Origin of the sequence: Marinilabilia salmonicolor JCM 21150 (assembly GCF_000259075.1) — a bacterium.
GTDB lineage: Bacteria > Bacteroidota > Bacteroidia > Bacteroidales > Marinilabiliaceae > Marinilabilia > Marinilabilia salmonicolor.
Genome location: NZ_AJKI01000002.1, coordinates 90,937 through 104,155, shown reverse-complemented (window position 1 = coordinate 104,155; position 13,219 = coordinate 90,937). Strand labels below are relative to the sequence as shown.

Annotated in this window: 13 protein-coding genes; 5 read left to right on the top strand and 8 right to left on the bottom strand. The window is 41.6% G+C overall.

Translation table 11 applies throughout. From position 1 onward, the window contains the following. Positions 1-129: 129 nt before the first annotated feature. The 3 genes from tig to clpX all read left to right on the top strand — a co-directional run bounded on the left by tig (position 130) and on the right by clpX (position 3,779). Positions 130-1,506, top strand: coding sequence for a trigger factor (gene tig, locus W7W_RS0101040; RefSeq protein WP_010662021.1), 1,377 nt, complete (start codon positions 130-132; stop codon positions 1,504-1,506). 246 nt (positions 1,507-1,752) lie between these two features. Further along, positions 1,753-2,436 carry an ATP-dependent Clp endopeptidase proteolytic subunit ClpP gene (gene clpP, locus W7W_RS0101035; protein WP_010662020.1) on the top strand — a complete coding sequence of 228 codons (684 nt, stop codon included), beginning with the start codon at positions 1,753-1,755 and terminating at the stop codon, positions 2,434-2,436. 128 nt (positions 2,437-2,564) lie between these two features. Then, positions 2,565-3,779 carry an ATP-dependent Clp protease ATP-binding subunit ClpX gene (gene clpX / locus W7W_RS0101030; RefSeq protein WP_010662019.1) on the top strand — a complete coding sequence of 405 codons (1,215 nt, stop codon included), beginning with the start codon at positions 2,565-2,567 and terminating at the stop codon, positions 3,777-3,779. Between the two features lie 80 nt (positions 3,780-3,859). Here clpX and W7W_RS0101025 read toward each other — a convergent pair whose 3' ends face one another. After that, on the bottom strand, positions 3,860-4,276 hold the full coding sequence (locus tag W7W_RS0101025; RefSeq protein WP_010662018.1) for an OsmC family protein: 417 nt from the start codon (positions 4,274-4,276) through the stop codon (positions 3,860-3,862). Positions 4,277-4,677: 401 nt separating this feature from the next. On the opposite strand from W7W_RS0101025, the gene W7W_RS0101020 reads away from it, so the two are divergent. Next, positions 4,678-5,385 (top strand): Crp/Fnr family transcriptional regulator, encoded by a 708-nt coding sequence (locus W7W_RS0101020; protein WP_010662017.1) that lies wholly within the window; start codon positions 4,678-4,680, stop codon positions 5,383-5,385. 345 nt (positions 5,386-5,730) lie between these two features. Here the strand turns inward: W7W_RS0101020 and larC are convergent, their stop codons facing one another. The 3 genes from larC to W7W_RS0101005 are packed head-to-tail and all read right to left on the bottom strand — an operon-like array spanning position 5,731 to position 8,048. Continuing rightward, the gene (larC, locus tag W7W_RS0101015; RefSeq protein ID WP_010662016.1) at positions 5,731-6,534 is read right to left on the bottom strand and encodes a nickel insertion protein; all 804 of its coding nucleotides are present in this window, start codon (positions 6,532-6,534) and stop codon (positions 5,731-5,733) included. Between the two features lie 3 nt (positions 6,535-6,537). After that, positions 6,538-7,272, bottom strand: coding sequence for a nickel pincer cofactor biosynthesis protein LarB (larB, locus tag W7W_RS0101010; RefSeq protein ID WP_010662015.1), 735 nt, complete (start codon positions 7,270-7,272; stop codon positions 6,538-6,540). Next, positions 7,269-8,048, bottom strand: coding sequence for an adenine nucleotide alpha-hydrolase family protein (locus W7W_RS0101005; protein ID WP_010662014.1), 780 nt, complete (start codon positions 8,046-8,048; stop codon positions 7,269-7,271). The genes larB and W7W_RS0101005 overlap by 4 nt, the downstream gene beginning before the upstream one ends. A 288-nt stretch (positions 8,049-8,336) precedes the next feature. On the opposite strand from W7W_RS0101005, the gene W7W_RS0100995 reads away from it, so the two are divergent. Next, a complete protein-coding gene (locus W7W_RS0100995; protein ID WP_010662012.1) occupies positions 8,337-9,986 on the top strand; it encodes an AMP-binding protein in 1,650 nt (549 codons plus the stop codon). Between the two features lie 123 nt (positions 9,987-10,109). Here W7W_RS0100995 and W7W_RS22700 read toward each other — a convergent pair whose 3' ends face one another. From W7W_RS22700 to W7W_RS0100975, 4 genes are all read right to left on the bottom strand, one after another. Then, a complete protein-coding gene (locus W7W_RS22700) occupies positions 10,110-10,727 on the bottom strand; it encodes a DUF4097 family beta strand repeat-containing protein (protein ID WP_010662011.1) in 618 nt (205 codons plus the stop codon). 20 nt (positions 10,728-10,747) lie between these two features. Continuing rightward, on the bottom strand, positions 10,748-11,557 hold the full coding sequence (locus tag W7W_RS0100985) for a DUF4097 family beta strand repeat-containing protein (RefSeq protein ID WP_010662010.1): 810 nt from the start codon (positions 11,555-11,557) through the stop codon (positions 10,748-10,750). A 219-nt stretch (positions 11,558-11,776) separates the two neighbouring features. Continuing rightward, entirely contained in the window at positions 11,777-12,559 is a 783-nt protein-coding gene (locus tag W7W_RS0100980) for a HEAT repeat domain-containing protein (RefSeq protein WP_157202431.1), read from the bottom strand. Positions 12,560-12,578: 19 nt separating this feature from the next. Next, a complete protein-coding gene (locus W7W_RS0100975) occupies positions 12,579-13,124 on the bottom strand; it encodes an RNA polymerase sigma factor (protein ID WP_010662008.1) in 546 nt (181 codons plus the stop codon). Between the last annotated feature and the right edge of the window lie 95 nt (positions 13,125-13,219).

Below are 13,219 nucleotides of genomic sequence, written 5' to 3'. Positions count from 1 at the left end.
GCTTTTGTGTTCCCGTTTTTTTGACATTACGGCCTTATTAGTAGTTTTTCGAAACCGATCAACTGTAGGTTTTCTTTTTGATAACGGTGGTTGGTTTAATGTTGGCTAAAAATTGAAAATTGTTTTCACATGAACATTGAGAAAGAACAAATTGATGATTTGAATGCCGTTGTGCATATCACCCTTGAGAAGGACGATTATGAACCACGGGTAGAAAATGTCCTGAAAGATTACAGAAAGAAAGTGAATATGCCCGGATTTCGTCCCGGAAAGGTTCCTGCCAGTCTGGTGAAAAAGATGTATGGTAAGGCCGTTTTGGTTGATGAAATCAATAAACTGGTTTCTGAAAATCTTTCCTCTTATATTACAGAGAATAAACTTGACATTCTTGGTGAACCGTTGCCTTCAGAGAAGCAACAAACCATCGACTTTGATAATGATGAGCAGTTTAAGTTTTCATTCGACCTTGGCTTGACTCCCGAGGTGGAGGTGAAACTTACCAAGCGAGAAAAACTGCCTTTCTACAATATTGAGGTGACTGATGATATGCTGGATGGTCAGAAGAAAAATGTGACCAGTCGCTTTGGTACTACAGAGCCACGTGAAGAAGCCGGCGAGAAAAGTATGCTGAAGGGAGACTTTGTGCAGCTCGATCAGAAGGGAGAACCCATGGAAGATGGTATCAAGGCTGAAGATGCTGTGATGTCCACGGCTATTATAAAAACAGAGAAAGAGAAAAAGAAGATTGTTGGTGCCAAAGTGGGTGATGAGATCGTTTTCGAACCAAAGAAGGCGTTCCCCAACGATACAGAAATTTCTTATTTGCTTAAAATTTCCAAAGAAGAAGCTGCAGAGCTTGCCGGAAAATTCAGGTTTACGGTTAAGGAAATTACCGAATATGTTGATCCTGAGTTGAACCAGGAGCTTTTTGATAAGATTTTTGGTCCCGGAAAAGTAACCAATGAAGAGGCGTTTACTGCTCAGGTGAAAGAAGATCTGGAGAATACGCTGAAAATGGAATCTGAGTATAAATTTACGCTCGATGCCAAAGAAAAGTTGATGGGTAAAGTGGATATGAAGCTTCCTGAAGACTTCCTGAAGCGTTGGATTAAGGCAACAAATCAGAATAAAGAAGAGCAGGATTTTACTGATGAGCAAATCGATCAGGAAATGCCTCGTTTCCTCGAGGATCTTAAGTGGCAGATTGTTCGTAATCAGCTAATTAAAGAGAATGAGTTGAAGGTTGAGCAACAGGACGTAATTGATTTTGCCAAGAAATCTGCTAAGCTGCAGTTTATGCAATACGGCCTTAACAATGTTCCCGATGAGCACATCGAAAGCTATGCCATGGATATGCTGAAAAATGAAGATCAGCAACGAAGCATGGCCGAAGGTGCCATCAACGATAAAGTGATGGACTTTGTGAAAGAAGCCGTTAAGGTGGAAGAGAAAGAAGTTTCAAGAGACGAATTCAACAAACTGTTTGAAAAAAGTCAAAAGAAATAGTAATAACAGACTCTCCGTTACTCACCTGAGTATGGCTGAGAGCTGATTGTTTTAACCTGGAAATATTTCTGTCGCCGGAAACTTTTAGTTTTTTCGATGGTTATGTTTTCAGGTTAAAATTTTTTCGGGGGGACAGATGAGGTATTTACGATGTCTCAAAATATTTCGGAACAATCCCCGTAAGGTTTGTTTGAGTGAACCAAATTATTTCTAATTTAGCAAGTTGTTAAACTCAAAACAGAAAATATGATTGATCCAAAAGATTTTCAGAAATATGCTACCAAACATATGGGTATTAATAGTTTGGTGTTGGATAAATACACGGCAATTACCAGTAGCTACATCTCACCTACCATTATTGAGGAGCGCCAGTTAAATGTGGCCAGTATGGATGTGTTTTCACGCTTGATGATGGACCGGATAATCTTTCTGGGTGTACCCATTGACGATTATGTAGCCAATATTATTCAGGCTCAGCTGCTGTATCTCGATTCAGTGGATTCCACCAAAGACATCAGTATTTATTTTAATACTCCCGGAGGTTCGGTGCATTCAGGACTGGGGATTTACGATACCATGCAGTTTATCTCTTCGGATGTACAAACCATTTGTACTGGAATGGCTGCAAGTATGGGTGCTGTGCTTCTGACAGCCGGTGCCAAAGGGAAACGTTCTGCGTTAACTCATTCGCGCATAATGATTCATCAGCCCATGGGAGGAGCTCAGGGACAAGCTTCTGACATTGAGATTACCGCCCGTGAGATTTTAAAGCTGAAGAAAGAGTTGTATGAGATTATTGCCGAGCATTCAGGAAATACAGTGAAGAAGGTTGAGAAAGACTCAGACCGTGACTACTGGATGACTGCTGAAGAGGCTCAGAAGTACGGGATGATTGATGAAGTTCTGAAACGTACCAAAGACAAAAAGTAATTTTTAAATGGCTTAAGCTTGAATCGTCCATGAATTTTTGAATGTTGCATTTGATTTTTTGTGGATAATTCAGGTTGAACCTGTTTTTTCAGGGGCTGTGTAATAAAGGAAGTAGAGGAAATAGTTTTATGGATAAGTGTTCATTTTGCGGGAGAAGCAGGAAAGATACAAATTTGCTGGTAGCCGGAATTTCCGGACATATCTGCGACAGTTGTATAGAACAGGCGCATTCTATCTTGGAAGAGGAAATGAAAAAGAAGAGTTCTTTCGATGTGGGAGAACTTAAGTTGTTAAAGCCGGCTGAAATTAATTCTTTTCTGAATCAATACGTGATTGGTCAGGACGAAGCAAAGAAGTACCTGTCCGTTGCTGTTTACAATCACTATAAACGATTGTTGCAAAAGGACGATGGTGACGAGGTAGAGATTGAGAAATCCAATATTATCCTTGTAGGTGAAACCGGTACCGGAAAGACTTTGTTGGCCCGGACCATTGCCCGGATGTTGCATGTTCCTTTTACCATTGTAGATGCTACAGTTCTTACTGAGGCCGGATATGTGGGAGAGGATATTGAGAGCATTCTCAGCCGTTTGCTTCAGGCTGCCGATTACAATACTCAGGCCGCTGAAAAGGGAATCGTTTTCATTGATGAGATAGACAAAATTGCCCGCAAAAGTGACAACCCCTCCATAACCCGCGATGTGTCGGGCGAGGGTGTTCAGCAGGGTTTGCTGAAGTTGCTGGAAGGATCGGTTGTCAATGTACCACCTCAGGGGGGGCGCAAGCATCCCGACCAGAAAATGATTCCTGTGGATACCAAGAATATCCTCTTTATTTGTGGTGGAGCATTTGACGGGATTGACCGGAAAATTGCCCAGCGACTGAATACTAAAGTGGTTGGTTACTCAGCCAGTCGTGACAAGGAGAATATTGATGAAAGCAACCTGCTGCAATACATTGCTCCCCAGGACTTGAAATCATTTGGATTGATTCCTGAGATAATTGGACGTCTTCCGGTGTTGACTTACCTCAATCCATTGGACAGAGGAACTTTGCGCAGAATTTTGGTTGATCCTAAAAATTCTATCATCAAACAGTACAAAAAACTTTTTGAGATTGACGGAATTGAGCTGGAGTTCGAAGAGGATGTGTTGGATTATATTGTGGACAAAGCTGTTGAGTTTAAACTCGGGGCACGTGGATTGAGATCTATTTGCGAAACCATTATGATCGATCATATGTTTCATACACCATCCAAAAAGACTAAAAAACTTACCATTAAACTCGACTTTGCCATGGAACGCATTGAACGGGTGAATATGGGACGACTGAAAGCCAGTTGAGCGGAATGTTGTTTAACATGGAAAATAAAAAACCGGTGTGAGCAGGCCTCACACCGGTTTTGTTTTCTTCACTCTGATTGTTAATCTTCAATTCGTATCTCAGTGGTTAATTCCATTGCCTTTTTGTAAACTTCCGATACACCGCAGTATTTCTCTTCTGATAAACTTACCGCTTTTTCAATTTTGTCTTTGGGGAGATCTTTCCCTTTGAATGTATAGATTACATGCATTTTGTCGTAATGCTTCGGATGTTCTTCAGTCATGTTGGATTCTACTGTTACATTAAAATCCTCCAATTGTACACGCATTTTTTTCAGAATCGAAACAACATCCATTCCCGTACACCCGGCGAGGGCGAGCAACATTAGCGGTTTAGGACGAATTCCTTTATTTTCGCCTCCTACAGAAGGGTCAGCATCCAATACAACCTTGTGGCCGTTCATTTCTGTTTCGAACGACATATTTCCGGTCCAGTTCAGGTCTAATGATGTCTTCATATTATCTGTTTTTAAGTTTTCAATGGATTGTTTATATTAGTGATAAAGTTGACCAATTTCAAGAAAATCGTATCAGTAAAACAAAGGAAATGTTTTTATGTTTACGTATAAACATATCTACATTTTACGATTTTAGTGCAAATATAATCTTTCTTTTTATATTTGTATTGGGTAATGACAGATGTCACTGTTGACAACGGGATGTGTTCTTTTGGGAAATGGGCTAATTGGTTGTGGTGAACGTGTTTATGTCCTGTTGAGATGCAGACGGATTGCTTGTTGTTATTGTTTGCTTCAGGTATGAAGTGTTTTATGTTTCGGAGTTATCGGAGGTTAGAATTGATATAATATCCCTTATAAACAGCACCACCAAATTGGTTACACAAAAAAATCCACGAGAAATGAAAAGATCCCAGGAACAAGTTAACGTTGAAGAAATTGATCTGAAATCCTTTGGTATATTTAATGGCCTCACAGATGCCGAAATAGAATCACTCAGTCAGAGTCTTGTTTGTACGAGTCACAAGCGAGGATCTATTATATATGATGAGGGCAGCAGGATTAATGGCTCCTATATAGTGGCCGGAGGTGTATTGAAAATTTATAAAACCGGTTTCGATGGAAAAGAACAAATCATTCGTTTTGCCAAAGGTGGGGATTTAATCGGATTTCGCTCCATTGTAAGTGATGAATTGGCCTGCACTACCGCACGAGTGATTCAGGATGCTGTTTTGTGCTATGTTCCCGGTGATACCATTACCAGTTTTATCAAAGGAAATCCTGAATTTGCCATGGCTCTGATGCGGCTGACCTGTCGGGAACTGGGGGAATCGAATAAATTCCTCACCGATATTGCTCAAAAAACCGTTCGTGAGCGCCTGGCTGAAGTGCTTTTACTCCTCATGGATACCTTTGATCTGGATGAAGAGCATACCCTTAAAATTTCACTAACCCGGGAAGAGCTGGCCAATATGGTTGGAACGGCCACTGAGTCTGTCATCAGGCTCTTATCTGAATTTAAAGCCGATAATCTTATTGAGCTGAACGGACGAAAAATTAAATTGTTGAACATCCCCAAACTTATTAAGATTGGCAATGTTTATGTGTAATTTTCCCTGGGGCGTTGCCCCAGGCTATTGCTTCCAGGCCTTTGGCCTGTTGGAATATGGTTTCAGAGTGGACATGTTTTATCCCCCAAAAGGTTTAACAACCATAAGGGAAATGCATTTTTTTACTTCATAAATCTCAGTCCGAGATGAAACGTAGTTTTGTAACGGGGTATGGTATCCGTCTTGAAGTGGCATAAGCACCCTAATCCCAAATATGCTGCTCATCATAGTCAATATTGTAATTTTTCAAGAACTTGCGAAGCTGCCAAAACGGAGTCCCGATTCTTCGGGATGAGTATTTTGGCAGCAGGCGTAACGAAGCATGTGGTACGTTATGGACAGACACTATTCAAACAAAGTAATTTTCAGAGGAGGAATAGGTAGGTCTTTTGTACCTCTGGAAAAACCCTGCCTGGTTGTTTCTGATATTACCGGTAAAGGTTTGATTTCTGTCGCTTCCAAAGCAGATAATACTGCAGCTCCCGTTGGTGTGAAGAGCTCTGTCTCAATAGGCCCCTCCTGAGCCGGTATTTTGTTGTTTTTGATCATTACAGTTGTTGCAGGGGCCGGAACTTTTAGTGTGCCATGCGAAAAACTAATGGACCCGCCACCCCAACTTACCGGAGCTGAGAGTATTGCTTTTACAGGTGCCTGAAGATCCTGTAAGCCCATCACTGCTCCCATTACATCAATTAAAATGTCCTGAGCTTCGTGCAACCAGGCTTCGGGCTCTTCATGGTCATGATGATGGTGATGATCTGAACCGTGTGTGTGGTGGTGCCCGTGATGATGGTCCTCCATATCAAATTCGAAAGTCTCATGCGCCTCTTTTTCTGCTTTAATGAGGTGGTTCAGCATTCGAAATCCAAACTCACGATAGGTCGGAAGAACTCCAAAATCTTCAAAGAGGTGCTCCAGCAGGTGTATGGCCCGGTGACTGGACAGATGCCCGTGGTGATGCTCAACTTCTATAAACAGTCTGCTTGAACCGTCACTGGTTTTCCGATGCCCTACAAAAGCTCTTCCCAGTTTTTCAGCGGCAGCTTGCATCGCTGTGGTTACTTTTTCTGCATCTGCACCTGCATCAATGAGTGCTGCGGCAAACATGTCGCCGGCAATTCCGCCTTCGGGAGATATATAAAGTTGCATAATTTATTTGTTTTTTGCGATTAAACCGGAGACAACAGCAGCTCTGATGCCTCCGTCTATATTTACTACTGTGAGATTTGGAGCACATGATGCCAGCATTGATGTCAGTGCTGCCTCTTTAGCCCTGAAGCCATATCCTACTGATGTGGGCACCCCGATTACCGGCAGCGGAACCAAAGAGGAGACAAACGGAGCAAGAGCTCCTTCCATTCCGGCCACAACTACCACGGCCGAGACATTGTTTTTCATCCCTTCCATGACTGCATCCAATACTCTGGTAGGATGAGCAATGCCTCTGTCTTCAAATACAAGGGGGGTTACACCCAGCGCTTCCAGAGCCAGAGCACATTCGGCAGTCACCGGATGGTCTGCCGCCCCTGCGCTGATAACCAGGATATTGCCGCGCTGATCAGGCAGGTCGCCAATGGCCAAAAGTAATGGGGTTTCCCGAATGTGAAAACGATCTTTGAAGTGCTCAGAGAGGACTTTGTGGTGCGGGCTTCGGGAAATGAGTATCCGGGAATGCTCTGAAAGAAAAGCTTCCGCCATTTCAATGGTTTGTTCTTCCGTTTTGTATTCACCATAGATTATTTCAGGGATGTTAATACGTGCTCCGCGGTTAACATCGGCAATATAATTCCGGGCAGTCTCCATCCACTCCAGTGAAAAATGTTTTCGTGCTTCATCGCGCGACATTTCGCCTTTGGATATCTGATCGTATAATTCGTCAAATGTCATAAACCAAGTTTTTTATCAAATGCATTTTTTCGAGCCCCTTCCAGATCAAGAGTAACAAAGGTTGAAATCTGTTTTCCGGTTTTCACGATTTTTTCCCGGAATTTGGGTTCAATTAGTTGTAAAAATGTTGCCTGATTCCGGCATTCTATGCGTAAGTGTTCTTCATCATCCAGACGACAGCGCAGGTGGTGGTCACCGGTGGTTTTGAGTATGTCCTGTTCTATTTTCCGGAGAACCTCGAGTTTCTCAGCAGTAATTTCTACATGATAGTTAAATCTTGTGGCCAGACAACCCTCCATGTTGGCAATTACCGGATCAGCACCAAGGGTAATGGCCAGTTCCCGGGCTTGTTCTTTAGTGATATGAAGTTCTGCCAGGGGTGATTTTACCCCACCCTTGCGAAGAGCTTTTACTCCCGGACGGTAGTTGTTGCTGTCTGATGCATTGGTTCCATCAAAAACGGGTGCATCTTTGCGGGTAATAACGGGATGGATGATTTGCCCCTTGCAATGGTAACACCGGTCAACCGGATTTTTAAGTATATTTTTATGTGGTTTCATCTGAATAATTTCCAGATTTTGACATCCCAGATTGGCAGCTTGTTGCCTGATATCTTTTTCTGTTACTCTGTTGAATCCATTGTCAATCCATACCGGAACTACATCCAGCCCTGCTTTCATTGCACATCCCAAAATGGCACTGCTGTCAAATCCACCCGAAAACATCAGGTAGAAACGGTTGTTTTTTTTCAGATGGTTGATTAACAGGTCTTTCATGCCATATCTTTTGCATGGTTAGTAATGTGCAATTTAGTAAAAATTATGCACAGCCACAGAGGAGGGGAGAGGAGTATAAAGTGAACAGAATGATGATTCGTATGTTTTTACTTCTGAGTAGGTTAGTGAAATATAAATGTCGGGTTTGGCAGATTTAAAAAAAAGTTGAACTTTTGCTTTTTTGTTTTTACGACATTTTATGGCAGTAAATAGCCAATACAAAATCCTCCCTGTCCCGTAAACAAACTTTCGCCTGATTTTATCAGGCATAACCAAAACAATCAAAAAATGGAACAAAACGGTTACATAGGGTTAGTGAAGTCCGCTTTGGAGAATTACTCTGAATTGCCGGCCTTTAGTGACTTTAAAGGTGATACCATCACCTTCCGTGAAGTTGGGAAGTACCTTTATCGTTGCCACAGAGTTTATAAAGCTCTTGGCATTAAAGAAGGTGATAAAGTAGCCTTGATTGGACGGAATTCCACCAATTGGGCGCTTTCATATCTGGGTGCTGTGACTTATGGAACAGTGGTAGTTCCTATTCTTCCGGATTTTAGTCCTTCGGATATTAACCATATAGTGAATCATTCGGGATCTGTGTTGTTGTTTACCACAGATAATATATTTGAGAAGATTGATGAGACCAAAATGCCCGGTTTAAAGGGTATTGTATCGGTAAATGACTTCTCTGTACTGGTGGATAACCATGGGAAAGTACAAAAAGCGGTGGAAAAAGCCCGTCAGGATGTTAATGATCTTGGTGACAAATTCAATGTGAGTAAAATTAAATTCTTTGAACCAAAATCTGAAGACCTGATGGTTTTGTCATACACTTCAGGAACTTCCGGATTTTCTAAAGGTGTGTTGTTGCCTCACCGGAGCATTTGGTCCAATGTCCAATATGCGCGTGAAACCTTTGATGTGGTTCCCGGAGAGCGGTTTGTTTCTTTTCTGCCACTGGCACATGCCTATGGTTGTTTGTTTGAATTTTTATGGCCATTTACAGAGGGATGTCATATTACCTTTTTATCCCGCACTCCCTCTCCTGCCATTATCACTGAAGCTTTTCGAAAAGTTAAGCCCCATTTGATTCTGTCGGTACCGTTAATTCTTGAGAAGATTTTTAAGAAACAGATTCTTCCCAAATTGGAGAAGGGATCCATGAAAGCTTTGCTGAAGGTGCCGATTTTGAACAAGGTGGTATATGGGAAAATTAAAGAGCGACTAGTGGAGGTGTTTGGTGGTGAATTTCGCGAGATGATTGTTGGTGGGGCTGCCCTAAATAAGGACGTCGAATTGTTCTTAAGAAAAATCGGTTTCCCACTTACCATCGGTTACGGGATGACAGAGTGCGGACCCCTTATTAGTTATGCTCCATGGAATGGTACCAAAGCTCACTCGGCCGGCCGGATTGTTAACCGAATGGAGGTTAAAATTGATTCTGACGACCCTTGCAACAAGGTGGGTGAGATTATGGTCAAAGGGGATAATAATATGGTCGGTTACTATAAAAACAAACAAGCCACCGATGAAATGATTGATGCCGACGGATGGCTTCATACCGGCGACCTTGGCGTGATAGATAATGATAACTTCATTTTTATCAAAGGACGTAGTAAGAACATGATTCTTGGGGCATCGGGTCAGAATATTTATCCTGAAGAGATTGAGGCCGTGATTAATAACAAGGAGTATGTTCAGGAATGTCTTGTGAGGGATGATGATGGTAAAATTGAGGCTTTGGTTTATCCGGATTATGAAGCTGTGGATGCTCAGAATCTTGGAGACGATGACATTGAAAATATTTTGCAGAATATAAAAAAGGAAGTGAATCAGGAGCTTCCTGCCTTTATGAACATCTCAAAAATTGTGCTCTTCCCCGAAGAGTTTGAGAAAACACCCAAAAAGAGTATTAAGCGATATAAATATATGTCGTAATATCGTTCTGAAGGTTACAATCCATTAACCTGGTTTATAGGGTCTGATATAAAAGGGTGGTTTTTACGCATAATCGGTAAAAACCACCCTTTTTGTGTAAAGAGTTTATTGTAGGTGTTGCAGTCAGCTCCCTTCCCGAATGTAAATGTTTCCACTTATGGTTTCGAGTTCGATGTTATCTTTTCCGCCGTTAAGAGAAGCTTCCATATCTATTCCCACAATGGGTGTGTTGGGTTTTTCCTGATTTAGAGGTAAGTCCGTAAACACTTCGCCGGAAATGGATTTGAGGTAAAACTTCAATGATCTTTCAGGGTTGATACTTAGGTCAATAAAACCACTGATTGATCGGATCCTGAGGGCGGCTTCATGTCGGGTGATTTCTACATTTCCGTTTATTGTTTCAAATGTAAGCGGGCATTTGGCAGGTAAACGGAGCACCCCATAAATATCTGCATTGATGTTTTTCTTAATCAGGATTGAGCTTCTTACCTCAATTCGATGTTTGGTTTTACTTATTTCCAGTTCGTACTTGTCATTGTTTTTGTTGTCATCGATGTTGACACTTATTTCGAGGACGATTTCATTTCGGTTCCAAGATTCGATTTTCACTGAATCCAGAATGTTCATGTCAATATGCAGTTCCTGTTCCGGATTCCATTCCATTTTTTCGTTGATTATGCGCTGCCCCTTGCCGGCAATGGATGGAATGATTATGAGAAGAACGAATATTATTTTTAGCATGATAGTTAGGTTTTAAACGATTATTTGTTTCTAAAGTAGATGTTTCCGCTGATACTTTGCAATATTAGAGAGGTACCGCCTCCATTTATTTTTCCGCTGGTTTTCTGTCCGATCCCTGAAATTTGAGCCAACTCTCCCGCTCTGGGATCTTTATTCTTGTTTGGTTTCTCTTTTTCAATTTCGAAACCGGAATAAATCTTTCCGGAAACCGACATTAGCTTTACCTCTGCCTTGGTATTGGAAGGCATTGCTAAATCAATCAGTCCACTGATGCTGATGATGGACGACGGGGCTTCCTGATTCAGATCAGAAAAACTGCCTTCTATGTTACCGCTAATGGAGTGGAAAACAGTGGGGCCGGTAATGTTGGAAAATTTGATGTCCCCTGAGAGCGTTTTTACTTCTAAGGAATTCTTAAGTCCCCGGATTTCCACTAATTGACCGGAAAATGGATTGGTTAGATCAACTGACACTTCTACCTCAGGTGGCAGGAAAATGGTGTAGTTCCCGGTGGCGTCAAATTGGTTTGGGCCTGAAATGGTGACATTGCTACCCGATTGAACTAGTGAAAGTCCCAGTCCGGTATTGTCATAGCTGGAGGTGACAGGTTTCAGCCCACGGGTCCGCTCATCTTCCACTATTTCTGACGGTTCTTTGTCGGTTTCTATTTTGAAAACATTGTTCTGACTCTGTTCGATCAGAAGAGTACCCGGAATTTTCTCTATCAGCACTTTTCTTATATTCGGAATTTTTGTTTCGTACTGATTTTGTGACAGTCCTGTCTGCCAGGCCAGCCAAAAGATGATGATGACCAATATTGTATGTTTCATCCGTTTAAAATTTTGTAATTATCTGATAAAAAACTAATTAAAATTTTGAGAACGAATGGAACCGCTTCGCTCTCGCATAATATTTTTTAAACATATTCTTTGGTGATAATTATGCTTGAAAAATATCATGCTCGTTTCATTGTGTTTAATTTTCAGGTTAATGTTTGAGTCCGGCCGGGAACCCTTGTGTTTGTTGTGCTCTCGAAAAATTTTGCTTTCTTATAGTAAGACTGTAAGAGCTTCTTCAGCTTCTTTTTTAACCATCTCGTGAGTTTTCTCGTCATGCGAAAAGTCTTGAAGTGTAGGTACCATGCTTCGTTCATGGAACTGTACCAGCATTTTTATCAGGACAATTTGCAGCATCGGATCGGATTGTTGTTGGAGAGATTGCGCCAGTTTTGTACGTACCTCCTGGTGTACGGCAAATTGATGTAAGGCATTAGCTGCTGCAAGACGTACGTTCACACTGGGATCGTGATTCAGGGTTTCCAGAAGTATGTTGGTAACTTCAGGGGATGGTCCGGATATCTGTTCGGCATATTGTACTGCTTTCAAACGGTCACTGGGTGAGTCATTTTTTATGAGGGCGGTCATCAGAACCTGCCGCATTTGACTTACCTGATTTTCCAGATGTGCAATTGAGGAAGTGTCCGAATCAGTCTTGCTTTGGAACAACAGTACGGTGGCAGCACCGGCTAAAAAAATGATAATTGCGGCAGCAATTTTTTTCCACGAAAAGTCCACGGTAATTGTAATGGATTGTTTTTGTGGTTTGTGTTGCTTTTCCAACATTTGCCGGAACCTTCTTTCTGCGTCTGTCGGTGGATCTATCAATGGGGTATGTTCTATCTGTAAATGAAGGGTCCTGATTTCCTGGAGTTCGTCAAGGCAATCACTGCAATCATTCAAATGTGCTTCTACCATTTTGCTTTCTTCCGGAGTAAGTGCATTGTCCAGATAGGCAGTGAGAAGCGCGTTTATTTGGGTGTTATTGCATTTCATGGTATCTGTCTTTTGGTAGTCAATGATCCGCTTTTTCAAAGTAGAGATCTCTTAATTTTTTCAGAGCTCTGTGCATCTTTACTTTTATGGCTCCAACTGTCGTTCCTGTGATTTCGGCAATGTCTTCATACTTCATTCCCTGGAAACGGCTGAGACTTATTAGTTCACGATCCTGCGGAGGAATTTTTTCAAGTGCTTTGTAAAGGGCCTTTATCCTCTCTTCCTCTTCAGAATCTATTGTTTGACGCTCACTTATATTTAAAAGGATGGCAGGTAGCTCCTGTTCGGGATGTCGTTTTCTGGTTTCAAAGTGGCGTCGCATAATGTTTCGGGCAATGGTAAACATCCATTTTCGAAAACCTGCTTTTTCTCTGTAACTATCTTTGTACTTTAGGATTCGATAGAACACCTGTTGTGTAAGGTCTTCACTATGGTGATATTCTACCCCCGTCTGCAAAAAGAAGTTGAACAGATGCTTGTGATGCCGTTTAAATAAGAGGCTCAGAGCGTCGATGTTTCCCTGTTTTACTTCCAGCATTATGTCTTCATCGGATAGCCAATCCATCTTTTGATTGTTGGTTTGTGTGTTTAAATATCCTTAAAGGTAGAAAAGGTTACACATGTTTTGATACTTTTATAAATTGCTTTTATTTCTTTAGC